At 63.5% G+C, this 21,961-nt stretch carries 22 protein-coding genes; 21 read left to right on the top strand and 1 reads right to left on the bottom strand.

The window, feature by feature from the left end; all coding sequences use genetic code 11:
* The first annotated feature begins 19 nt into the window (after window positions 1–19).
* The 9 genes from ACE3PR_RS11340 to thiL all read left to right on the top strand — a co-directional run bounded on the left by ACE3PR_RS11340 (window position 20) and on the right by thiL (window position 7,409).
* Complete coding sequence (locus ACE3PR_RS11340; RefSeq protein ID WP_374371789.1) at window positions 20–1,189, top strand: branched-chain amino acid ABC transporter substrate-binding protein; 1,170 nt, start codon at window positions 20–22, stop codon at window positions 1,187–1,189.
* Between the two features lie 122 nt (window positions 1,190–1,311).
* A complete protein-coding gene (gene rpiB, locus ACE3PR_RS11335; RefSeq protein ID WP_374371787.1) occupies window positions 1,312–1,746 on the top strand; it encodes a ribose 5-phosphate isomerase B in 435 nt (144 codons plus the stop codon).
* Window positions 1,747–1,822: 76 nt separating this feature from the next.
* Complete coding sequence (glyA, locus tag ACE3PR_RS11330) at window positions 1,823–3,115, top strand: serine hydroxymethyltransferase (RefSeq protein ID WP_374372642.1); 1,293 nt, start codon at window positions 1,823–1,825, stop codon at window positions 3,113–3,115.
* Window positions 3,116–3,144: 29 nt separating this feature from the next.
* Entirely contained in the window at window positions 3,145–3,603 is a 459-nt protein-coding gene (gene nrdR / locus ACE3PR_RS11325; protein WP_374371785.1) for a transcriptional regulator NrdR, read from the top strand.
* Window positions 3,587–4,714, top strand: a complete 1,128-nt coding sequence (gene ribD / locus ACE3PR_RS11320) for a bifunctional diaminohydroxyphosphoribosylaminopyrimidine deaminase/5-amino-6-(5-phosphoribosylamino)uracil reductase RibD (RefSeq protein ID WP_374371783.1) — start codon at window positions 3,587–3,589, stop codon at window positions 4,712–4,714. Before nrdR ends, ribD begins: the two co-directional genes overlap by 17 nt.
* A 31-nt stretch (window positions 4,715–4,745) precedes the next feature.
* Window positions 4,746–5,339, top strand: coding sequence for a riboflavin synthase (locus ACE3PR_RS11315; protein ID WP_374371781.1), 594 nt, complete (start codon window positions 4,746–4,748; stop codon window positions 5,337–5,339).
* A gap of 93 nt (window positions 5,340–5,432) precedes the next feature.
* Complete coding sequence (gene ribH / locus ACE3PR_RS11310; protein ID WP_374371779.1) at window positions 5,433–5,885, top strand: 6,7-dimethyl-8-ribityllumazine synthase; 453 nt, start codon at window positions 5,433–5,435, stop codon at window positions 5,883–5,885.
* Window positions 5,886–5,890: 5 nt separating this feature from the next.
* A complete protein-coding gene (gene nusB, locus ACE3PR_RS11305) occupies window positions 5,891–6,424 on the top strand; it encodes a transcription antitermination factor NusB (protein WP_374371777.1) in 534 nt (177 codons plus the stop codon).
* The gene (gene thiL, locus ACE3PR_RS11300; RefSeq protein WP_374371775.1) at window positions 6,405–7,409 is read left to right on the top strand and encodes a thiamine-phosphate kinase; all 1,005 of its coding nucleotides are present in this window, start codon (window positions 6,405–6,407) and stop codon (window positions 7,407–7,409) included. The genes nusB and thiL overlap by 20 nt, the downstream gene beginning before the upstream one ends.
* Here the strand turns inward: thiL and ACE3PR_RS11295 are convergent.
* Window positions 7,406–8,014 carry an HAD family hydrolase gene (locus ACE3PR_RS11295; RefSeq protein ID WP_374371772.1) on the bottom strand — a complete coding sequence of 203 codons (609 nt, stop codon included), beginning with the start codon at window positions 8,012–8,014 and terminating at the stop codon, window positions 7,406–7,408. The genes thiL and ACE3PR_RS11295 overlap by 4 nt on opposite strands.
* 103 nt (window positions 8,015–8,117) lie before the next feature.
* Between ACE3PR_RS11295 and ACE3PR_RS11290 the strand changes: the two genes are divergently transcribed.
* The 12 genes from ACE3PR_RS11290 (at window position 8,118) to ACE3PR_RS11235 (ending at window position 21,946) form a co-directional block, all read left to right on the top strand.
* Entirely contained in the window at window positions 8,118–8,567 is a 450-nt protein-coding gene (locus tag ACE3PR_RS11290) for a hypothetical protein (RefSeq protein ID WP_374371770.1), read from the top strand.
* Between the two features lie 17 nt (window positions 8,568–8,584).
* The gene (locus ACE3PR_RS11285) at window positions 8,585–9,787 is read left to right on the top strand and encodes an MFS transporter (protein WP_374371768.1); all 1,203 of its coding nucleotides are present in this window, start codon (window positions 8,585–8,587) and stop codon (window positions 9,785–9,787) included.
* 232 nt (window positions 9,788–10,019) lie between these two features.
* The gene (locus ACE3PR_RS11280) at window positions 10,020–10,412 is read left to right on the top strand and encodes a hypothetical protein (protein ID WP_374371766.1); all 393 of its coding nucleotides are present in this window, start codon (window positions 10,020–10,022) and stop codon (window positions 10,410–10,412) included.
* A 114-nt stretch (window positions 10,413–10,526) separates the two neighbouring features.
* Entirely contained in the window at window positions 10,527–11,306 is a 780-nt protein-coding gene (locus ACE3PR_RS11275; RefSeq protein ID WP_374371764.1) for a methyltransferase domain-containing protein, read from the top strand.
* Between the two features lie 113 nt (window positions 11,307–11,419).
* A complete protein-coding gene (locus tag ACE3PR_RS11270) occupies window positions 11,420–12,634 on the top strand; it encodes an MHYT domain-containing protein (RefSeq protein WP_374371762.1) in 1,215 nt (404 codons plus the stop codon).
* A 249-nt stretch (window positions 12,635–12,883) separates the two neighbouring features.
* Window positions 12,884–13,747, top strand: a complete 864-nt coding sequence (locus ACE3PR_RS11265; RefSeq protein WP_374371760.1) for a xanthine dehydrogenase family protein subunit M — start codon at window positions 12,884–12,886, stop codon at window positions 13,745–13,747.
* Window positions 13,748–13,757: 10 nt separating this feature from the next.
* The gene (locus tag ACE3PR_RS11260) at window positions 13,758–14,258 is read left to right on the top strand and encodes a (2Fe-2S)-binding protein (protein ID WP_374371758.1); all 501 of its coding nucleotides are present in this window, start codon (window positions 13,758–13,760) and stop codon (window positions 14,256–14,258) included.
* On the top strand, window positions 14,255–16,675 hold the full coding sequence (locus ACE3PR_RS11255; RefSeq protein ID WP_374371756.1) for an aerobic carbon-monoxide dehydrogenase large subunit: 2,421 nt from the start codon (window positions 14,255–14,257) through the stop codon (window positions 16,673–16,675). Before ACE3PR_RS11260 ends, ACE3PR_RS11255 begins: the two co-directional genes overlap by 4 nt.
* An 11-nt stretch (window positions 16,676–16,686) precedes the next feature.
* The gene (locus tag ACE3PR_RS11250) at window positions 16,687–17,577 is read left to right on the top strand and encodes an AAA family ATPase (RefSeq protein WP_374371754.1); all 891 of its coding nucleotides are present in this window, start codon (window positions 16,687–16,689) and stop codon (window positions 17,575–17,577) included.
* Window positions 17,574–18,764, top strand: a complete 1,191-nt coding sequence (locus ACE3PR_RS11245) for a VWA domain-containing protein (protein ID WP_374371753.1) — start codon at window positions 17,574–17,576, stop codon at window positions 18,762–18,764. The genes ACE3PR_RS11250 and ACE3PR_RS11245 overlap by 4 nt, the downstream gene beginning before the upstream one ends.
* Window positions 18,765–18,773: 9 nt before the next feature.
* Window positions 18,774–19,601, top strand: a complete 828-nt coding sequence (locus ACE3PR_RS11240) for an XdhC family protein (RefSeq protein ID WP_374371751.1) — start codon at window positions 18,774–18,776, stop codon at window positions 19,599–19,601.
* 257 nt (window positions 19,602–19,858) lie between these two features.
* Window positions 19,859–21,946 carry a sodium-translocating pyrophosphatase gene (locus tag ACE3PR_RS11235; protein ID WP_374371749.1) on the top strand — a complete coding sequence of 696 codons (2,088 nt, stop codon included), beginning with the start codon at window positions 19,859–19,861 and terminating at the stop codon, window positions 21,944–21,946.
* The last annotated feature ends 15 nt before the right edge of the window (window positions 21,947–21,961 follow it).

The raw sequence follows: 21,961 nt of genomic DNA, 5'->3' as shown, positions 1-21,961 counted from the left end.
ATATCTGGTTCTGGGAATCATGCAGAAGTCGACGGCTGCCTTCGTAAAATCCGCCTGTGCGACGTCTTTCCTCAGCTTGGCATTCCTCCTCGGTGCCTGTGCGCAATCCGGCAAGACCGCGACCACGGCGCAGAAGGACGAGGCGATCGCGATCGCTGTCGTCGGTCCGATGAGCGGCGACCTCGCGCCCTTCGGCGAACAGATCCGGCGCGGTGCGGAAAAGGCCGTTGCCGACATCAACGCCAAGGGTGGCGTGCTCGGTCGCCAGCTTCGGCTCGAGATCCATGATGATCAATGCAACCCGTCGCGGGCGGAACGCATTGCTAAAGAACTGGTAGCCAACGGTATCGCCTTCGTCGACGGCCATTTCTGCTCCGGCTCGTCCATCCCTGCATCGAAAATTTATGGTGCCGCCGGCGTCCTGCAGATCACGCCAGCCTCCACGAACCCGGCCTTGACCGAAGAAGCCGCTGCTGCCGGCTATGCAACGGTTCTGCGGATAGCCGCGCGTGATGACCGGCAGGGGGTCACAGCAGCGCATTGGCTGAAGCGGAAATATGCGTGGAAGTCAGTTGCGATCCTCGACGACGGCCGTGCCTACGGAACCGAGATCACCGCCGTGATCATGCACAATCTCGCCGGCTCGTCCGTACGCGTGGCGGTGCGGGAGTCCTTTGAACGCGATCGTACGGATTTTTCCGCGCTGGCTGCGGCACTCAAGGCGAAGGGCGTGACAGCCATCTATCTCGGCGCCTACCACAAACAGATCGCCGCCTTTGTAAAGGCGTTACGAGCGTCGGGGTCGAACGCCGAGGTGCTGGCGGCGGACGTCCTGAACACAGACGAATTCTGGCAACTCGCCGGGGCGGCGGCCAATGGCGTACGCTACACCGACGGGTGGCCCGGCTATGCGCGGGCCTCGGAAACGGTCGTTGCCGCTTTCCGCGCAGAGGGCCTCGAGCCGGAAGGCTACACATTGCATGGCTATGCGGCGGTCCAGGCCTTCGCGGCGGCTGCCACGGGGACCAAGGGCACAAGCGGACCCGCTATGGGCGCTTGGCTGCGGGCCAACCGGGTAGCAACTGTATTTGGCGACATCGGTTGGGACGCAAAGGGGGACATAAAGGATTTCGTTTACGCCTGGTATGTTTTGCGGGGCGGCAAGGCGGTCTTTGATAGCGACCAATAGGGGCTATTCCCCGGCATAGTTTGTGGTTGGCGGCGACCCCGCCCCGGCTATATGGTAGGCGCCGTCCTGAACCCGCCGATTTCTGGCGGGTTCCGGCGTTTTTTGGAGACGAATTGATTAACATGGCCGAGAAAATCGCCATCGCCAGCGACCATGCCGGTTTCGAACTGAAAACGCTGTTGAAGCAAGAGCTTGAAAAGCTTGGCTTTGAGCCGTTGGACCTCGGGACCGATGGCCCTGCCTCGGTCGATTACCCGGATTTCGGCAACAAACTTGCCGCCGCTTTGAAAGCCGGCGAGGCCAAGCGTGGCGTTCTGGTCTGCGGTTCCGGGATCGGGATCTCCATCGCTGCCAACCGACATGCCCATATCCGCGCGGCGCTTTGCCATGACGCGCTCTCGGCCCGCCTGTCGCGCCAGCATAATGACGCGAACGTCGTGTGCTTCGGTGCCCGTTTGATCGGCGTCGATGTCGCTCGGGACTGTTTGGCGGTGTTTCTTGGAACAGATTTCGAAGGGGGCCGTCACCAAAATCGCGTCGCCAAGCTCGGCTGCTGAGTTGTGGCGTCCGCGCGGCTGGGCCGCGCCAGGAAGCGGGTCGTGATGGCCAGGAAAGGTTAAGGACATGAACAAGATGATCAACAATTACAAGCCGATGCCGGGCTTCTTCGACAAGCCCCTGGCGGCTCAGGATCCCGAGATCTTCGCGGCGATCGGCCAGGAACTGACGCGCCAGAAGGACCAGATCGAATTGATCGCCTCCGAGAACATCGTCTCCAAGGCGGTGCTGGAAGCGCAAGGCTCGGTTCTCACCAACAAATATGCCGAAGGCTATCCGTCGCGCCGCTATTACGGCGGCTGCGAATATGTCGACATCGCCGAACAGCTCGCCATCGACCGCGCCAAGAAGCTCTTCAATTGCAAATTCGCCAATGTGCAGCCGCATTCGGGCGCGCAGGCCAACCAGGGCGTGTTTATGGCGCTGCTGCAGCCGGGCGATACCTTCATGGGTCTCAATCTGGCGGCCGGCGGTCACCTGACCCACGGTTCGCCCGCCAACCAGTCGGGCAAGTGGTTCAAGGTCGTCTCCTATACCGTCGACCCGGCGACCCTGCGCGTCGACATGGACGAGGTTGAGAAGCTGGCCCTCGAAACCAAGCCGAAGCTGATCCTGGCCGGCGGGTCCGCCTATCCGCGCTTCTGGGATTTCGCGCGCTTCCGCAAAATCGCCGATGCGATCGGCGCGGTATTCATGGTCGACATGGCGCATTTTGCCGGCCTCGTGGCCGCCGGCTTGCACCCCAGCCCGTTCCCGCATGCCCATGTCGTCACCACGACGACGCACAAGACCCTGCGTGGGCCGCGTGGCGGCATGATCCTCGCGGATGACGAGGATCTCGGTAAGAAGATCAATTCGGCGATCTTCCCGGGGCTCCAGGGTGGTCCGCTGATGCATGTCATCGCGGCCAAGGCCGTGGCCTTCGGTGAAGCGTTGAAACCCGAGTTCAAGGTCTATGCCCAGCAGGTCATCGACAATGCCAAGGTGCTGGCCGAAACCGTGATCGAAGGTGGTTTCGCGGTCACCACCGGCGGCACCGATAATCATCTGATGCTGGTCGATCTCCGGCCCAAGAAGCTCACCGGCAAGGCTGCCGAGCTGACCCTCGACCATGCCGGCATCACCTGCAACAAGAACGGCATTCCTTACGACACCGAAAAGCCGATGATTACCTCGGGCATCCGCCTTGGCACGCCCGCCGGTACCTCGCGCGGTTTCGGCACCGGGGAATTCCGCCTGATTGGCCAATTGATCTGCCGCGTGCTGGATGGGCTCGCGGTCAATGCCGACGACAATTCGACGATCGAGAAGGCTGTGCGCAAGGAAGTTGAAACCTTGTGCCGCCAATTCCCGATCTATCCGAACTGACGCGGGTTTAAACGGGAAGAGGGGGACCGATGCGCTGCCCGTTCTGTGGCAATGAAGATACCCAGGTGAAGGATTCGCGGCCGACCGACGACAACGCCGCGATCCGCCGCCGCCGCCAATGCAGCAATTGCGGCGCGCGCTTCACGACCTTCGAGCGCGTGCAGTTGCGCGAGCTCGTGGTGGTGAAGGGCAATGGGCAGCGTGAACCTTTCGAGCGCGAGAAGCTTCTGCGCTCGATGCAGATCTCCTTGCGCAAGCGCCCGGTGGATGCCGAGCGGCTGGAGCGGGTGGTGAACGGCATCGTCCGGCGCCTGGAAAGCTCCGGCGAGCCGGAAATCCAGACCTCGATGATCGGCGAGGCGGTGATGGACGCCCTCGCCAATCTCGACAAGGTCGCCTATGTGCGGTTCGCCTCGGTCTACCGCAACTTCCGCGAAGCGAAGGATTTCGAAACCTTCGTCGGCAAGCTCGGTGGCGAAAACGACTAAGCCGGATCCGGATCTCGATCGCGGCCATATGGCGGCCGCTCTCGGCCTGGCCCGTCGCGGGCTGGGCCGGGTCTGGCCCAATCCCAGCGTCGGCTGCGTCATCGTAGCGTCGGGTGGCCGCGTCGTCGGGCGTGGTTTCACCCAGCCCGGCGGCCGCCCCCATGCCGAAACCGAGGCCCTGCGCGAAGCTGGGAGTGCCGCCAAGGGGGCGACGGCCTATGTCAGCCTCGAACCCTGCGCCCATCACGGCAAGACGCCGCCTTGTGCCGAGGCGCTGGTCGCAGCCGGTATTGCCCGCTGCGTCATCGCCGCGGACGATCCCGACCCCCGTGTCGCTGGCGGCGGCATTGCCATCCTGGAACGCGCCGGCATCGCCATCACCCGCGACGTCCTGCGGGAGGAGGCGGTGGAACTCAATGCCGGCTTCTTCAGCCGCATCGCCCAAGGCCGCCCGCTCGTTACCCTGAAGCTTGCCACCTCGCTCGACGGCAAGATCGCGACGATGACGGGCGAGAGCAAATGGATCACCGGGGCCGATGCCCGCGCCCTCGGCCATCGCTTGCGCGCTGACCATGACGCCATCCTGGTCGGCTCCGGTACCGTGCTCGCGGACGATCCGGAACTGACCTGCCGCCTACCCGGACTGGAAGGCCGCTCGCCCATTCCCGTGGTGCTCGACACCCGCCTCCGCCTGCCGCTCTCGGCTAAGCTGGCGCGGGCCGGCACCTGGCTGGTGACCGGGGCAGGGCAGGCGGATGCTGCCTTGCGCCCCTATCGCGATGCCGGGATTGAAATCCTTGTCGCCCCCCTGGCGGGGAACGGCTCTCTTGACCTAGCCGCGGTGCTCCGCGTCCTGGGCGAACGAGGGCTGACCCGATTGCTGGTCGAGGGGGGCGCCACTGTGGCGACCGGTCTTATCAATCAAGACCTGGTCGATCGCCTCGCCTGGTTTCAGGCGCCGGTGCTGATCGGCAATGACAGCATGGCAGCCATCGGCCCAATGGCGGTGGCGCGGCTTGACCGGGCACGGCGATTTGAGCTTCTGTCCGCTCAGCGAAGTGGCGACGACGGCTTTGCTTTGTATCGCCGAGCAACCTCTGTTGCCGCTTAAGAAAACAAATTTAACATACAGAAATTAAAGCATGTTCACTGGAATTGTGACGGATCTTGGTCGTGTTCGCAGCCTTCAGGACGGGGCCGTTCGCCGGCTGGAGATCGCGACCCTCTATGACACCGACGACATCGCCCTCGGGGCCTCGGTCGCCTGCAACGGCTGCTGCCTCAGCGTGGTCGAGAAAGGGCAGGGCTGGCTTGCCTTTGAGGCGGCCCAGGAAACTCTTGCCGTCACGACCCTCAAGGATTGGCAGATCGGCACCCCGGTCAATCTGGAGCGGCCGATGAAGATCGGCGACGAACTGGGCGGCCATATCGTGGCCGGCCATGTCGACGGAATTGGCCAGATCGTGGTCGCTGCCGAGGATGGCGGGTCTCTCCGCCTCACCGTCGAAGCCCCTGATAATCTGGCAAAATACATTGCCTCGAAGGGGTCGGTGACGATCGACGGGGTGTCCCTCACGGTCAACGAGGTCGTCGGCAACAGGTTTGGAATCTGCCTCATTCCGATCACCCGCGAGGCCACCAATCTGGGGAAAGCCCAGCTTGGCCAGCGGGTCAATCTCGAGATCGACCTCATTGCCCGCTATGTCGCCCGGCTGCTCGGCCAGGACGGGAAATAGGGACGGCACGTAGACCTGCCGCCCGGAACTCGCTAAGAAGGCGCCAACCAGGAAATCGGGGCGCCCATCAGCCCTCACGGACCCTTAGGAATCATGACCGACAAGCCGCATATCATGGTCGTCGAAGCCCGCTTCTATGACGACATCTCCGACGCCCTCTGGGAAGGCGCCGAGCGCGCCCTCAAGGGTGCCGGCGCCACCTATGAACGTTTTGCCGTCCCCGGCGCCCTCGAGATCCCGATCGCGATCCGCCTCGCGCACTTGGCCGCTGGCAAGATGAAGCGCCCCTTCGACGGCTATGTCGGTCTGGGCTGCGTGTTGCGGGGCGAGACCACCCATTACGACACGGTCTGCAACGAGAGCGCCCGCGGCATCATGACTCTCGGGACCGAGTTCGGCCTCTGTATCGGCAACGGTATCCTCACCTGCGAGACCGAGGAACAGGCCTGGGCGCGCGCCCGGGCGAATGAGCTCGACAAGGGCGGCGGCGCCGCCCTCGCGGCACTGGCGCTGATCAAGACCCGCCAGCGTCTGGCCCAGGGCTGATCACGATGGCCGAAGAAAAACCGCTCTCGGGCAAGGAACGCAGTCAGCAATTGGCCCTGGAGCGCAGGGCGGCGCGACTTGCCGCCGTGCAGGCGCTCTATCAATGGGAACAGACCGGTGCCAAGCCGGACGCCATCATCGCCGAATTCGGCGCCCACCGCATGGTGCGCAAGGCCGCGGCGGCGGGTGACGAATCCCAATTGGCGCCCCCCGACCGCAAGCTCTTCGCCGAAATCGTGCGCGGTGTCGCGGCCGATGTGGAACAGCTCGACGACATGCTCTCGGCGGTCCTCTCCGAGGAATGGCGGGTGGAGCGGCTGGAATCGATCCTGCGCGCGGTGATGCGGGCGGGGGCTTTCGAACTGGCCCATCGCCAGGACGTCCCGCCCAAGGTGGTGATCAGCGAATATCTCGCCGTGACCGACGCCTTCTTCGGCGACAAGGAAACGGCGATGACCAACGGTGTCCTCGACAAGCTGGCCCATGAATTGCGGCCGGACGAGATGGGAGCGGCACGCGGTGGCCATTCCGCCCGCTAGCAAGCTGCCGGGCGAATTCGATCTCATCGCCCGCTATTTTGCGCCGTTGAGCGCCGGGATGCCGGGGGCGCTCGGCCTGCAGGACGATGCCTGCACCTATGCCCTGCCGCTGGGTGAGGAACTGGTCCTCACCGTCGATGCGCTGGTGGCCGGCATCCATTTTCTGGCCGATGACCCGGCCGATTTGGTGGCGCGGAAGCTCCTGCGCGTCAATCTCTCCGACCTTGCCGCCAAAGGTGCCAGGCCGGTCGGCTATCTGATGACCACGGCCTTCACGGCGGAAACCGATGAAGCCTGGGTCGCGGCCTTCGCCAAGGGGCTTGCCGCTGACCAGGCGGAATTCGGGGTCGGCCTCCTGGGCGGCGACACGGTCGCGACACCCGGCCCGCTCAGTCTGACCCTTACCGCGATCGGCACGGTCCCGATGGGTTGCGCCTTGCGCCGCAACGGGGCCAAGGCCGGCGATGCCGTCCTGGTATCCGGCACGATCGGCGACGGTGCGCTAGGTCTCAAGGTCCTGCGCCACGAATTTCTCGAACTGCCAAGCCACGAGCGAAAGTTCCTGGCGGATCGCTATCACCTCCCGCAGCCGCGCGTGGCGCTCGGCCAGGCACTCATGGCGAGCGGGCTTGTACATGCGATGATGGACGTCTCCGATGGTCTCGTCGGCGATCTCGCGCATATTGCCGAAGCGTCAGGCCTGGGCGCCACCTTGCGCGCCGCCGAGGTGCCCTTGTCCTCGGCTGCCGCCGAGATCCTGGCCGAGGCGACCGATCTCCTGCCGCTGATCCTCACCGGCGGCGACGATTACGAATTGCTGCTGACGGCGGCACCCAATGACGTTCCCGCCTTGCTGGGCCTCGCCGCCGAGATCGGCACGCCGCTCAGCGTCATTGGCGAGATCACCTCCGGGGCTGGTGTGCATGTGGTTGACCGCGATGGTGGCGACATGGCCATGGTCACGGGCGGCTATCGGCATTTCTAGACGTTCAGGCCCAGCGACCGCGCCTTCTCCAAGGTTGTCCCGTCATTCTGGAAATGGATCGTCTTCAGGCCGATACGTTCCGCCGTCGCGATGTTGGCGGCATTGTCGTCGATGAACAGGCAATGCTGCGGTGGCTGCGCGATCCGCTCCAGCAGGTGGTGAAAGATCTCCGGCTCCGGCTTCACCATGCGAAGATGGCCGGACACTGCAACGTATTCGAGATGTTCCAGGAAGCCGAAATTGGGCACCGTCCGGTCGTAGGTCTCTCCCGACCAGTTGGTGAGGCCATAAGCTGGTATGCTGGCCGCTGCGACGCGGCGCAGCAGGTCATGGCCCTCGGCCACCGGCCCTGAAATCATTTCATCCCACTGATTGTAGAAGGCACGGATGAGCGGCTCATGCCGCGGGTGCTCGGTGACCAGCAGATCGATCGCCTCTGCCCAGGGGCGACCGCGATCCTGTTCCAGGTTCCAGGCCGGGCTGCAAATGTCGCGCAGGAAGGCCCCGCGCTCGGCGGCATCGGGAATGAGGCGGCGATAGAGATTCTCGGGGTCCCAACCGATCAGAACATTGCCGAAATCGAAGATGACGGCGCCTATGGTCATGAAAATCCTCTGCTTTCGGGGAATCAGATGCTTCGTGTAGAGTGGCAACCGAATATGGCATTTTTGGGCGCGACCCACGCAAGGCAAGAAAACTGATCAGGGCATGAAGAAACTCATCATTATTCTGGTCTTGCTGATCTTGCTCGGCGGCGGGGGTGCCGCCGCCTGGTGGTTTTTCTTGCGTCCGCCCGAAGAAGGTGCCGAGGCCGTCGTCGAAGAGGCGCCGCCGCCGGAACTCAGCCAGATTCCGCTGGGGCCGTTCGGCGTCAGCGTGGTCAAGGAATCCGCGGCCAAGCGGACCATCTGGTTCGTGCTCAATCTGACGGTCGACGGAGCCGAAAATCAGGCCTGGGTTGAGGATCACCTGCCGCTCATCCAAGACACGATCGTCACCGAATTGCATGGGCTGCTGCCGCGCAAGCTGGTGGAGCAGGGCGGCTATGACGCCAAGCTGATCCGGGAACGATTGCTCAAGGCACTGACACAGAAATTCGGCGAAAGCCGCCTCTACGACCTCACCATCACCAATATGGAGATCAGGGACCAGGAATAGGCCCTGAGGACATCAACGTGACCGCATTGCGTACCGCCCACAAGGCCGTCTTCTTCCTCGCCATGGCCCAGGCCACGGCGATGACCTGCAACGTGGTCATGATCGCCACCTCGGCCTTGACCGGACGGATGCTGGCGCCGATCGAAGGCATCGACACGCTGCCGCTGGCCTTGCAATTCATCGCCACCATGGCGACGACCTTCCCGGCTTCTTTCCTGATGAAAAAATGGGGGCGTCGCCGCGGCTTCATGCTGGGCGCCTGGATCGGCATCCTCGGCGGGCTCGTCATGGCCGCCGCGACCTACATCGCCAGTTTCTGGCTGTTCGCCTTCGGCAACGCGATCTTCGGCGTCTCGGCGGCCTTCACCCTGTTCTACCGTTTCGCGGCGGCCGAGGCGGCCGATGATGCGTTCCGGCCCAAGGCAATTTCGCTGGTGATGGCGGGCGGCGTCATCGCGGCCATCTTCGGTCCGGAACTTGCCAAATACGGTCAGGATTTTTTGACACCGCATCTCTTCGCCGGCGGCTTCCTCTTCGTAGTCCTCTTGTCGGTGCTGGTCGTGTTGCTCCTGTTGCCGTTGCGCCTGCCGCCGATTGCCGGCGATACGCCGCTAACCATGTCGCAACCGGCGCGACCGCTGCTCGAAATTGCGATGCAACCCTTGGCGCTCTCGGCCATCGCCGCCGCCATGCTTGGTTACGGCGTCATGTCCTTCGTCATGACGGCGACGCCGCTCGCCATGGCCTTCTGCGGCTTCGATCTCAATTCCGGCATCGCCTTCGTGATCCAGTGGCATGTCCTGGCCATGTTCGCGCCCAGTTTCGTCACGGGCCATATCATCAAGCGCCTCGGCGAATTCCGCGTGATGAGCATAGGTGTCGCCTGTTACGCCGTGTGCATCGCGATCGGACTCTATGGCATCGACATCCAGCATTTCTGGCTGGCGCTGGTGTTGCTGGGGCTGGGCTGGAACTTCCTCTACGTGGCCGGCACCAGCCAGCTCACCAAATGCTACCGCCCCAGCGAGCGCGCCAAGATCCAGGCCTTCAACGACTGCGCCATCTTCTCCAGCGTCGCCCTCTGTTCCTTCACCGCGGGAACGGTCGAGCAGATCTTCGGCTGGGATTGGGTCCTGCTGGGTGCCACCGTGCCCGTCATCCTGATCGCCCTGGCGCTCGGCTACGGCTATCGCCAACACCAGCGTCATGTCCCGGCGTGACCCGGAGTGTTCAGTTTAGGCAATTGGCCCCACCTAAACTCACTTGTCATCCTCCGCGAAGGCGGAGGATCCACGAGTTTCTGGCCGAATATAGAATAGCTGCGGGCAAATTCATGGATGGCCCGCCTTCGCGAGCCATGACAAAATTGGTGGGAGAGAAGCCGCGTCCAGATCGCCGTGAGAAATCGGGGGGCAGAGTGAGATTCCAGACAATTGATGGAAGTCTGCAACGATGAGCATGCGAAATAAAGCAGCCAAGTTGATCGCGGCTGCATTTCTTCTCGTGCTATCAGCGCTGTTGTTGGCGAGCGCCTATGCCCAATATACGGACCCCGCTCGGCGCGCCGGTGTATTCTGCGACGAGCTATATACCGCACTCACGTGCAGCGGTGACGAAGTGGCTTGCATGGTGCGCTTCCACAAATCCCTGTCGACCGATTTGAGCGCGCTAAAGAATTCGCGTGGCTCGTTCTGGGAAGCCGTCGAAAACCTTGAGCTCGCTGACAAAGTCTACCAGGAAGCAAAGGAGTCGGCCTCAAAGAGCTGGAAGGCGGGCTCTCCTGTAGCCGCCGACGAAATCGACAGACTTCTCGACTTCTGTGAATATCTATCTGGGTCTGAGTGAGATTTTTAGCAGTGGATGGAGATCTGCCATGGCGCGCGTTGGCAGATCGTCTTCGACGCTGACGGTTATCGGCCTTGTCGGCAGAGGCCGGATACAAAAGAGAGGGAGCCGCACATGACCGATTCCGCGACCGAAGAATATGACGGCGGCATGTTGACCCTTCTGCAGATGGTCTGGGGCGAGGGCTTTTTGTCGCCGGGTGGTCCGCAGGCGGTGCGCGATATCATGAGCGGCATCGATCTTGGCTCGAAACACATCCTCGATATCGGCTGCGGCCTTGGCGGCCTCGATCAGGTGCTGCTGACGCTGGGCGCCGGTAGAGTGACCGGTATTGATGTGGCGCCGGCCATCGTCGAGCGTGGTCAGGAACGTATCCGCCGCGCCGGACTCAACAACCGCATCGAGATCAAGCTGGTGGAACCGGGGCCATTGCCTTTTCCCGATGCCAGTTTCGATCTCGTCTTCGGCAAGGATGCCTGGCTGCACATCCCCGACAAGGTGGCGCATTTCTCGGAAGTTCTGCGCGTCCTTAAACCCGGCGGGCGTATCGCTGCCGGCGATTGGATGAAGTCGCCCGGCCCCTATAGCCGCGACATGGACTATTTCTTCGAGATGGAAGGGCTCACCTATCATCTGGTGACGTTGGCCGAATACGACACTTTTCTGCATGAGGCCGGCTTCGTCGACATCCGCCTCGAAGACATCACCGAGCTCTACCGGGTCGAAGCCCATGGCGAGCTGGACCGCATGAAGGGGGAACTTGCCCCCATGATCGCGGACGAACTCGGTGCCGAGGGCTATGCGCATTTCGTCGAGGATTGGCGGTCGCTGACCGTCGTGCTCGACAAGGGGGAATTGCGACCGGCCCGCATCTGGGCCACCAAACCGGCCTGACGCTACCGCGCTCTCGGGCCTTCCCATCGGTTGCATACCAAGGGTAACATTCGGCCAGTTTTACAGCCGCCACCCGATATTCGGCAGCGGCACAAGACGCGTGGTCGCATGCGATGACGGTAACGCACGAGCCCTGGCTGGTTCTGCTCTCGATCCTGATCGCCATTCAGGGCAGCTTCGTCGGGCTGCGGCTTGCCGTGCAGATTCCATTGGCGAGTGGGGTGCGGCGGCGGTCGTTGCTCGCGGGTGCAGCATTGTCCTTGGGGATCGGCATCTGGTCGATGCATTTCATCGGCATGCTGGCGGCGAAACTGCCGGCCGAGATCGACTTCCTGGTCTTTCCGACCTTGCTCTCCTTTCTGGTCTGCGTGCTGGTGGTGGGGCTGGCGCTGGTCGCCGTGGCGCTCGAAGGCCGCGTTGCCTGGCGCCTCGCCGCCTCATCCATCTTCATGGGCGCCGGCATCGCCACCATGCATTACATCGGCATGAGCGCGCTCCACGGTGCCGCACATCTCGAACACGCACCCTGGTCCGTGGTGGCCAGTATCGTCATCGCTATCATCGCCTCGGGCGGGGCCCTGTGGCTCGCCTTCCTGGGCGGGCGCCGCGTGGCTCTGCCGGTCTCGGCATCCGCAGTGGCCCTCGGCCTCGCCATTTCCGGCATGCATTACACCGCCATGGCCGGGCTCACCCTGCACCCGATGGCGGCCATGGGCGCAGTTCTCTCGCCGGTTCTCTCCAGCGATCTCCTCGCCATCCTGGTTGCTGTCGTGGCCTTCCTAGTGACGGGCGTCTTCTTCCTGATCCTGGTGCCGGATCGTTCGGCGCGCATCCTCGTTGAACCCGCGGCGGCATCCCAATCATCCGAGCCAATGCCGGAATTGGTTGAGGCACATCTCCCGCAGCATCTCCCCGGCACCACGGCGCTCGGTCCCTTGGGCGGCGTCGGCAGCGCGCCCTTGCGCTACAGCGACCGCCTGCCGGCCGAGCGCGACGGTGCCACCCTGATGGTGGCGATCGACCAGATTCTCGCCATCCATGCCAACGCGCATTACACCTATATATTCACCGGCACCGACCAACTCTTTTGTTCACTCTCGATCGGCGAGGTGGAAAAGCGTCTCGACCCCAACCAGTTCGCCCGCGTGCACCGCAGCCATATCGTCAGCCTGCGGCATGTCGCCGGCCTGCGGCGGGTGGGCGATCATGGCATGGTCCAATTGAACTCGATGCCGCCGGTCGACGTGCCGGTCAGCCGCGCCAAGATCCCGCTTCTGCGCCGCGTGCTCTCGCTGCCGGCACATCCGCTCACGCAGGCCGCTTCCTGACCCATTGTTTGCCGCGCCGCAACATGCGCGACGGCAATTGGGAGTCTCAAGCGAAGTCGAGCGTTGTTCGTGAAGACTGTCAGAAATATTGACGCAATTCGTGCGCCGATTCCGCATTTGATGCGCGGAAACGCTGTCTGGTGCAGGGCAATTTGATACTGCGCCGCACCATCCAGCACCCTCTCTCCTAACAAGAGCAAGAACGCCAGCCGACGCAGGTCGGCCAGCCAGCCAGGGGAGGATTGCGGCATGATTCCAGGTGCCTTCGATTACCATCGCCCGAAAAACCTTAACGAGGCCATCGGGCTGCTCAACGATCTCGGCGAGGACGCGCGCGCCATCGCCGGCGGTCATTCCCTGATCCCCATGATGAAGATGCGGCTCGCCAGCCCATCGCATCTCATCGACCTGCGCGGGCTCCGCGATCTCAACTTCATCAGGGTGGAAGGCGCCGAGATGGTGATCGGCGCCATGACCACCCAGCACGAGGTGATCGGCTCGGCCGAACTCGCGGCCAAGGTTCCGCTGCTGCGAGAGGCGGCCTTGCAGATCGCCGATCCGCAGATCCGCTATGTGGGGACCATCGGCGGCAATGTCGCCAATGGCGATCCCGGCAACGACATGCCGGCCGTCATGATGTGCCTCAACGCAAGCTACGACATCGCGGGGAAGGGCGGTACGCGCCGGGTGGCCGCGCGGGAATTCTACCAGGGCGCCTATTTCACGGCGCTGGAGCCCGGTGAATTGGTGACCGCGATCCGCATTCCCATGCCGACGGCCGGGCACAAGGCGGCCTATGAGAAATTGAAGCGCAAGATCGGCGATTACGCCATCGCGGCTGCGGCCGTGCTGCTCTCGGTCAGCGGCGGCAAGGTGACCGGCGCCAGCATCGCCCTCACTAATGTGGGCGAGACGCCCTTGCTGGCTGCCGATGCGGCGGCCCTGCTGGTTGGGCAAACGCCCGATAAGATGCTCTGCAGGAAGGCCGGGCAGGCCGCAGCCGCTATCAGCGATCCCGCCAGCGATGCCCGCGGTCCCGTCGTCTATCGCCGCCAGATGGCCGGCATCATGACCGAGCGCGCGCTGATCCGCGCCCTCGGCCTTTCGGCTTGAGGAGAGCGTCATGGCGAAATCCCATGTGAAGATCAAGATCAACGGCAAGGAAGTCGAGGCGCTGGTCGAGCCGCGCACCTTGCTGATCCATTTCCTGCGCGAGCAAATCGGTCTCACCGGCCCCCATATCGGCTGCGAGACCACGCATTGCGGGGCCTGTACCGTCGATCTCGACGGCAAATCGGTGAAGTCCTGCACCATGTTCGCGGTCCAGGCCGATGGCGCGGATCTCGTGACCATCGAAGGAATGGCCAATGCCGATGGCTCGCTCCATGTCCTGCAAGAAGCCTTTCGCGAGCATCACGGTTTGCAATGCGGCTTCTGCACCCCCGGCATGATCACCCGCGCGCATCGCCTGCTGCAGGAAATTCCCGATCCTTCCGAAACCGAGATCCGCTACGGGATCGCCGGCAATCTCTGCCGTTGCACGGGCTATCAGAACATCGTCAAGGCCATCCAGGCCGCCGCCGCCAAATTGAATGGCCGCGAATTCAAGGAGGCCGCGGAATGAACGACATGACCCCGAGCCAAAAGGAACGCAGCGACAAGCTGGAAGGCATGGGCTGCAAGCGGAAGCGCGTCGAGGATGTGCGCTTTGTGCAGGGGAAGGGCAATTACGTCGATGACGTGAAGCTGCCCGGCATGGTGTTCGGCGATTTCGTCCGCTCGCCCTATGCCCATGCCCGCATCAAGAAGATCGATGTCAGCAAGGCCCTTGCCCTGCCTGGCGTGAAGGCGGTCCTGACGGCGGCGGAACTCAAGCCCCTCAAACTCCATTACATGCCGACCCTGGCCGGCGACGTTCAGGCCGTGCTGGCGGAAGAGAAGGTGCTCTTCCAGAACCAGGAAGTAGCCTTCGTGGTCGCCGAGGATCGCTACATCGCGGCCGACGCGATCGAGCTGGTCGAGGTCGAATATGAGGAACTCCCCGTCGTCATCGACCCCTTCAAGGCAATGTTGCCGGATGCCCCGCTCCTGCGCGAAGACATCAAGGACAAGATGGACGGCGCCCATGGCAAGCGCAAGCATCACAACCACATCTTCACCTGGGAAGTCGGCGACAAATCCGCGACGGAAGCCGCTTTTGCCAAGGCCGATGTGACGATCAAGGAAATGATCTCCTACCAGCGCGTGCATCCCTGTCCGCTGGAAACCTGCGCGGCCGTTGCCTCGATGGACAAGATCAAGGGCGAACTGACTCTTTGGGGTACATTCCAGGCCCCGCACGTCATTCGCACGGTGGGCTCGCTCCTCTCCGGTATCCCTGAGCACAAGATTCATGTCATCGCCCCGGATATCGGCGGCGGATTCGGCAACAAGGTCGGCGCCTATCCCGGCTATATCTGCTCGATCGTCGCCTCGATCGTGCTGGGCGTTCCGGTGAAATGGGTCGAGGACCGCATCGAGAACCTCTCGGCCACCGCCTTTGCCCGCGATTATCACATGACCACGGAACTGGCCGCCACCAAGGACGGGAAGATCACCGGCATGCGCGTGCATGTGCTGGCCGATCATGGTGCCTTCGATGCTTGCGCCGATCCCACCAAATACCCCGCCGGCTTCTTCAACATCGTCACCGGGTCCTATGACATCCCCGTGGCGCATCTGGAAGTCGACGGCATCTATACGAACAAGGCGCCAGGTGGTGTTGCCTATCGCTGCTCGTTCCGCGTCACCGAGGCAGCCTATTGCGTCGAACGGGCGATGGATGTGTTGGCGCAGAAACTGGGCATGGATCCGGCTCAATTGCGCATCAAGAATTTCGTCCGCGCCGAGCAATTCCCTTATCAATCGGCCTTGGGCTGGGAATACGATTCCGGCGACTACCACACCGCCATGGACAAGGCGCTGAAGGCGGTCGATTACGATAAGCTGCGCGCCGAGCAGAAGGCGAAGCAGGCGGCCTTCAAGCGCGGCGAGACACGCGAATTGATGGGTATCGGCATCGCCTTCTTCACCGAGATCGTCGGTGCCGGCCCTTCCAAGAATTGCGACATCCTCGGCATCGCCATGTTCGATTCCGCCGAGATCCGCATTCATCCGACCGGCTCGATCATTGCTCGCATGGGCACCAAGAGTCAGGGCCAGGGGCACGAGACGACCTATGCCCAGATCCTCGCGACCGAGCTCGGCATTCCCGCCGCCGACATCATGATCGAGGAGGGGAACACCGATACGGCGCCTTACGGTCTTGGCACCTATGGCTCTCGCTCGACGCCGGTTGCCGGCGCCGCCATCGCCATGGCGGCCCGGAAGATCCGCGCCAAGGCGCAGATGATCGCGGCACATCTTCTCGAGGTTTCGGAATACGATCTCGAATGGGATATCGATGGCTACCGCGTGAAGGGTGCGCCGGACAAGTTCAAGACCATGAAGGAGATCGCCTGGGCCTCCTATAACGCGCCGCCGCCGGGTCTGGAGCCGGGCCTGGAGGCGGTCAATTACTACGACCCGCCCAACATGACCTATCCCTTCGGCGCCTATATCTGTGTCGCCGATGTCGATGTCGATACCGGCAGCACCAAGATCCGGCGCTTCTACGCCCTCGACGATTGCGGCACTCGCATCAACCCGATGATTATCGAAGGCCAGATCCATGGCGGCCTCACCGAGGCCTTCGGCATCGCGATGGGGCAGGAGATCCGCTACGACGATTACGGCAATGTGGTGACCGCCTCGCTCATGGATTACTTCCTGCCGACCGCGGTCGAGACGCCGCATTGGGAGACCGACTTCACCGTGACGCCCTCGCCGCATCATCCTATCGGCGCCAAGGGGGTGGGCGAAAGCCCCAATGTCGGCGGCGTGCCCTGCTTCTCCAATGCCATCAACGACGCCTTTGCGTTCCTGGGCTCGACGCATATCCAGATGCCGCACGACAATTGGCGCACCTGGATGGCGGCCGACAAGCTCGGGCTGCACAAATAGGGTCCGCGCGCATGCTGGACGGTCTTCCAGGCGATCGCGACCGGATCGCGAAAGCTCTGGTCGAGGCGGGCTACGTGCCGGATACCGAATTGCCAACCGCCATCTGGCTGATGGGCCTGCTGGGAAGGCCCCTGCTGCTGGAAGGGGAGGCGGGGGTCGGCAAGACGGAAGTGGCGAAAGCCCTCTCCGTCTTGCTGACGACCCGGCTTATCCGATTGCAATGCTATGAAGGGCTCGACCAGCAATCGGCGCTCTATGAATGGAACTACCAGCGGCAATTGCTGGCGATCAAGGCACGCGAGAATGCGGGCGATGCTGATGCCGTCGAGCGTCATGTCTTCAGCGAGGAATATTTGCTGGAGCGGCCCTTACTGGCAGCCATCCGCCAGGACCGCGCGCCGGTCCTGCTGATCGACGAGATCGACCGCGCCGACCAGGAATTCGAGGCATTGCTGCTGGAGATCCTCTCCGATTTCCAGATCACGATCCCGGAACTAGGCACGGTCACGGCCAAGGCGCGGCCCTTCGTCATCCTCACCTCGAACGGCACCCGCGATCTTTCCGATGCCTTGCGCCGGCGCTGCCTCTATCACCACATCGACTATCCCGATGCCGAGCGCGAGGCGCGCATTATCCGCGCGCGTTTGCCGGGCATCGACAGCGATCTTGCCGCCCAGATCGCGGCGGCGGTGGGCCGCTTCCGCAAGGAGAACCTCGTCAAGGTGCCCGGCGTCGCCGAGACACTCGATTGGGCGGCGGCCTTGATGGGGCTCGGCATCAAGGATCTCGGCGCCAATATCGAGGCCGCTTACGACGTCATCGCGACGCTGGTCAAAACCGACCAGGACCGCGCCGCCTTGCCGCGCGAGGTCTGGACCCGGCTGCTGGAGCGCGTGGCATGAGCGCCGATCTCACCCTTCTCAGCGATGGCGCCGGGCCGCTGGCGCGCCGGCAGATGTCGCACTTCCTGCGGGTGTTGCGTGATCACGGCTTCCGGATCGGCCCGACGGAATTGGGTGATGCGCTGACGGCGCTGGCGCATGGTGCTGGTGAGCGGGTACTGCTCTGGCGCCAGACCTTGCGGGCACTCTGTTGCCGCAACCAGAAGCAATGGGCGGCCTTCGACGAGATCTTCGATGCCTTCTGGCTGCGGCGCTCGGTGAAGACGCTGCTGCGCCAGCGGAACTTGCCCGTTCCATCGAAGGCGCCCACGGTGACGCAGCCGGGAAAGGCCGGATCGCACCGCGCCGGATTGAGCGTTGATTCCTGGCGCAGCCAGACCGGCATCGAGGAATCCGGGTCACCCTCGGAGATGCGGACCGAAGGTGCTTCCGCCGCGGCTGCGACCACCAAGACCGATTTCAAGGACATCGCCGATCCTGCTGCCTTGCGCGCGGCGGAAGACGTGGCGGTCGAGCTCGCCGCCGCCTTGCGGGCGCGGCGCACGCGCCGCTTCCGGTCTTCGCATCACGGTCGCGTGGATATCCGCCGTACCATCCGCCGCAGCATCGCGCGCGGTGGCGTGCCACTCGATCTCGTGCGCCGCCAGCGCCGCGAGGAACCGATGCGCATCGTGGCTCTGCTTGATGCCTCGGGCTCGATGGAACCTTATATGCGCGCCTTCGCCCGATTCCTGCGCGGCCTGGTGCTGAAATCGCGCATCGCCGATGCCTATCTCTTCCACACCCATCTGGTCCATGTCTCGCCCGCCTTGCGCGAACCCGATCCACAGCGCGCGATCGACCGCCTGGTGCTGATGGCCCAGGGCCTCGGCGGCGGCACGCTGATTGGCGAGAGCCTCGCCACCTTCAACCGGCATCATGCCAAATCGGCGCTCTCGGGCCGCGCCTGCGTCATCATCCTCTCGGACGGCTTCGATGCCGGGGCCCCCGATCTCCTGACCGCGGAGCTCGCCACGCTGAAGCGCCGCTGCCGCCGCCTAGTCTGGCTCAACCCGCTTCTGGGTTCGCCGGATTACCGTCCCGAAGCGCGCGGCATGCGGGCGGCACTGCCGTTCATCGATCTCCTGGCCAGCGCCCACAATCTCGACAGCCTTGCCGCCTTGGCGCCGAAGCTGGCCCGTTTATAGGAGGTGGCCATGGTCACCAGCGACAACATCCTCGATCTCGTCAACACGATGAAAAGCGGCGACCGACCCTTTGCGCTGGCGACCGTCGTGCGCACGGTGGCGGCGACGGCGGCGAAGCCCGGCGCCAAGGCTGTGATCCTGGCCGATGGCTCGATCGAGGGCGGCTGGATCGGCGGCGGTTGCGCCCGTGCTGCCGTCTTGAAGGCGGCGCAGGCGGCGCTGGCGGACGGCCATCCGCGCCTTGTCTCGATCCAGCCTATGGATCTCCTGAAGGATCAGGGCCTGAGGCCGGGCGACGAGCGGGCCGGCATCGCCTTTGCCAAGAACATGTGCCCCAGCCAGGGCACCATGGACGTCTTCGTCGAACCCTTCCTGCCGCGACCGCAGCTTATCGTCTGTGGATCAAGCCCGGTTGCCATCGCCCTGGCGCGCCAGGCGGCGGGCTTGGGCTTCGCACTGACGATCTGTGCGCCGGCAGTCGAGCATGATGCCTTTGAGAATTTGGATGGCCGCGAAATAGATGGCTACGATCTTTCCGATCTTCCGCCGGGTGAAAGGTTCATCGTCGTTTCGACCCAGGGCAAGGGAGACGGGGCGGCGCTGAAAACAGCGCTCGGAGCCGCGGCATCCTATGTCGCCTTCGTCGGCAGCCCGAAAAAGGCTGCGGCCTTGCGCGCACAAATGGCAGAAGAGGGTGTGCCGGCGGATCGCCTTGAAACGCTGCGGGCGCCGGCCGGCCTCGACCTTGGCGCCATCTCGCCCGAGGAGATCGCGCTCTCGATCCTGGCCGAGATCATCCAGGTCCGCCGCCGCGGCCAGCGCCAGCGTCTCGCCTAAGTACAGCGGCGACTCGACCACATCTTGGGGCGTTCGCGCCCCCATTCCCGGATAAGCCCCCAGATATTGCCACCACTGGCCGATTCCATTAAGGTCGCGGCACTTTGAATGACCGCTGCAGGCTTAATTGGGGAGGCCTGTCAGAGCCTGAAGGCCGTGGTCCAGGAATTGGTTGGCACGGTCTTTCTCTGGGGTACCCCGAGGGCACCAAGCGTCGGCCCAATAACAAAGCAAGTTCTGATGGAGGGGATGGACTAATGGATTCGTTACTCTGGTTGGTAATTGGATGCGGCGTGCTCGCGCTCGTCTATGGCGCCTGGGCCACCAAATCCGTGCTGGCGGCAAGTGCCGGCACCGCGCGCATGCAGGAAATCGCCGCGGCGATTCAGGAAGGCGCCAAGGCCTATCTGAACAAGCAGTACACCGCGATCGGCGTCGTCGGCATTGTCGTTGCGGTCATTCTGTTTTTCGCGCTCTCGGATCTCTCGGCCTATGGCTTCGTCATTGGTGCGATCCTCTCGGGCGTCGCCGGCTATGTCGGCATGAATGTCTCGGTCCGCGCCAATGTCCGCACGGCGGAAGCCGCGCGCAGCGGCATGGCCCCGGCACTTGCCATCGCGGCGAAGTCCGGTGGCATCACCGGCCTCCTGGTGGTCGGTCTGGGCCTGCTGGGTGTTGCCGGCTATTACATGGTGCTGCGCGGCAGCAACGTTGAGATGCGGGCGATGCTGGAGGCCCTGGTCGGTCTCTCCTTCGGTGCGTCGCTGATCTCGATCTTTGCGCGACTGGGTGGTGGCATCTTCACCAAGGGCGCCGATGTCGGCGCCGATCTGGTGGGCAAGGTCGAAGCCGGTATCCCCGAGGATGATCCCCGCAATCCGGCTGTCATCGCGGACAATGTCGGCGACAATGTCGGCGATTGCGCCGGCATGGCGGCAGATTTGTTCGAAACCTTCGCCGTCACCGTGGTGGCGACGATGTTGCTCGGCTCGATCTTCTTTATCGATCCCCTGCAGCAGGAGCAGATGATGCTCTTCCCGCTGCTTGTCTGCGGTGTCGGGGTTGTCAGCTCCGTGGTCGGAATGTTCTGCATCCGGCTCGGTGCCAGCCAGAACATCATGGGCGCCCTCTACAAGGGCCTGATCGCGGCCGGCGTGATCTCGATCGCGCTGATCGCTGCCATCATCCACTGGACGATGGGTTTCTCAACGATCTTCACCGCGGGCGACCTCGCCATCTCGGGTAGCGGTCTGTTCTGGTGCGCGATCGTTGGTCTGGCCGTGACCGGGCTTCTGGTCTGGATCACGGAATACTACACCTCGACCGCCTACCGCCCCGTCCGCAGCGTGGCACAAGCCTCGACCACCGGTCATGGCACGAACATCATCCAGGGTCTGGCCGTTTCCATGGAAGCGACTGCGCTGCCGGTGATCGTGATCTGTGCGGCGATCATCGCGGCGTTCTCCCTGGCGGGCCTCTATGGCATCGCCGTGGCGGCCACCACGATGCTGTCGCTGGCGGGCATCGTCGTCGCCCTCGACGCTTATGGACCGGTCACCGACAATGCCGGCGGCATCGCCGAAATGTCGGAACTGCCGCCGGAGGTGCGCAAGGTGACCGACGCGCTCGACGCGGTCGGCAACACCACCAAGGCCGTCACCAAAGGTTACGCCATCGGTTCCGCGGCCCTCGCGGCACTGGTCTTGTTCGCGGCGTACACCGAGGATCTGAAGCACTACTTCCCGCAACTCATCGATACCATCAAGTTCGAGCTCAACAATCCTTATGTTGTCATCGGCTTGTTCATCGGCGGCGCCATGCCGTTCCTGTTCGGTGCGATGGGCATGATGGCGGTGGGTCGTGCGGCCGGGTCTGTCGTCGTCGAAGTGCGGCGCCAGTTCAAGGAAATCCCGGGCATCATGGAAGGCACAGCCAAGCCGGAATACGGCAAGGCGGTCGCCATGCTCACCACCGCGGCGATCAAGGAGATGATTATCCCCTCGCTGCTGCCGGTGGTGGCGCCGATCGTGCTCTATTTCGTGGTCTATGCGGTTGCGGGTCAGGCTGAGGGCTTCATCGCCCTGGGCGCCATGCTGCTGGGTACCATCGTCACGGGCCTCTTCGTTGCCATCCAGATGACCTCTGGCGGCGGCGCCTGGGACAATGCCAAGAAGTATATCGAGGACGGCCATCACGGCGGCAAGGGCTCCGACGCCCATAAGGCCGCGGTGACCGGCGACACGGTTGGCGATCCTTATAAGGATACGGCCGGCCCGGCGGTCAACCCGATGATCAAGATCACCAACATCGTGGCGCTTCTGCTGTTGGCCGCCCTGGCGGCCTGAGGCAGCTTGCCCAAA

This window comes from Dongia sp., assembly GCF_041909655.1.
In the GTDB taxonomy this organism is placed as follows: Bacteria; Pseudomonadota; Alphaproteobacteria; order Dongiales; family Dongiaceae; genus Dongia.
The sequence above is the reverse complement of the archived record's forward strand: the minus strand, read 5'-3'. Positions and strand labels throughout refer to the sequence as shown.

What these genes read in the sequence shown, in the direction of transcription:
- ACE3PR_RS11255 (WP_374371756.1), top strand. Translation starts at nt 14,255, where the DNA reads ATGAACGACATGACCCCGAGCCAAAAGGAACGCAGCGACAAGCTGGAA.
- ACE3PR_RS11265 (WP_374371760.1), top strand. Translation starts at nt 12,884, where the DNA reads ATGATTCCAGGTGCCTTCGATTACCATCGCCCGAAAAACCTTAACGAG.
- ACE3PR_RS11340 (WP_374371789.1), top strand. Translation starts at nt 20, where the DNA reads ATGCAGAAGTCGACGGCTGCCTTCGTAAAATCCGCCTGTGCGACGTCT.
- ACE3PR_RS11260 (WP_374371758.1), top strand. Translation starts at nt 13,758, where the DNA reads ATGGCGAAATCCCATGTGAAGATCAAGATCAACGGCAAGGAAGTCGAG.
- ACE3PR_RS11235 (WP_374371749.1), top strand. Translation starts at nt 19,859, where the DNA reads ATGGATTCGTTACTCTGGTTGGTAATTGGATGCGGCGTGCTCGCGCTC.
- glyA (WP_374372642.1), top strand. Translation starts at nt 1,823, where the DNA reads ATGATCAACAATTACAAGCCGATGCCGGGCTTCTTCGACAAGCCCCTG.
- ACE3PR_RS11245 (WP_374371753.1), top strand. Translation starts at nt 17,574, where the DNA reads ATGAGCGCCGATCTCACCCTTCTCAGCGATGGCGCCGGGCCGCTGGCG.
- nusB (WP_374371777.1), top strand. Translation starts at nt 5,891, where the DNA reads ATGGCCGAAGAAAAACCGCTCTCGGGCAAGGAACGCAGTCAGCAATTG.
- ribH (WP_374371779.1), top strand. Translation starts at nt 5,433, where the DNA reads ATGACCGACAAGCCGCATATCATGGTCGTCGAAGCCCGCTTCTATGAC.
- ACE3PR_RS11250 (WP_374371754.1), top strand. Translation starts at nt 16,687, where the DNA reads ATGCTGGACGGTCTTCCAGGCGATCGCGACCGGATCGCGAAAGCTCTG.
- ACE3PR_RS11280 (WP_374371766.1), top strand. Translation starts at nt 10,020, where the DNA reads ATGAGCATGCGAAATAAAGCAGCCAAGTTGATCGCGGCTGCATTTCTT.
- rpiB (WP_374371787.1), top strand. Translation starts at nt 1,312, where the DNA reads ATGGCCGAGAAAATCGCCATCGCCAGCGACCATGCCGGTTTCGAACTG.
- ACE3PR_RS11295 (WP_374371772.1), bottom strand. Translation starts at nt 8,014, where the DNA reads ATGACCATAGGCGCCGTCATCTTCGATTTCGGCAATGTTCTGATCGGT.
- ACE3PR_RS11290 (WP_374371770.1), top strand. Translation starts at nt 8,118, where the DNA reads ATGAAGAAACTCATCATTATTCTGGTCTTGCTGATCTTGCTCGGCGGC.
- ACE3PR_RS11240 (WP_374371751.1), top strand. Translation starts at nt 18,774, where the DNA reads ATGGTCACCAGCGACAACATCCTCGATCTCGTCAACACGATGAAAAGC.
- ACE3PR_RS11315 (WP_374371781.1), top strand. Translation starts at nt 4,746, where the DNA reads ATGTTCACTGGAATTGTGACGGATCTTGGTCGTGTTCGCAGCCTTCAG.
- ACE3PR_RS11270 (WP_374371762.1), top strand. Translation starts at nt 11,420, where the DNA reads ATGACGGTAACGCACGAGCCCTGGCTGGTTCTGCTCTCGATCCTGATC.
- ACE3PR_RS11275 (WP_374371764.1), top strand. Translation starts at nt 10,527, where the DNA reads ATGACCGATTCCGCGACCGAAGAATATGACGGCGGCATGTTGACCCTT.
- nrdR (WP_374371785.1), top strand. Translation starts at nt 3,145, where the DNA reads ATGCGCTGCCCGTTCTGTGGCAATGAAGATACCCAGGTGAAGGATTCG.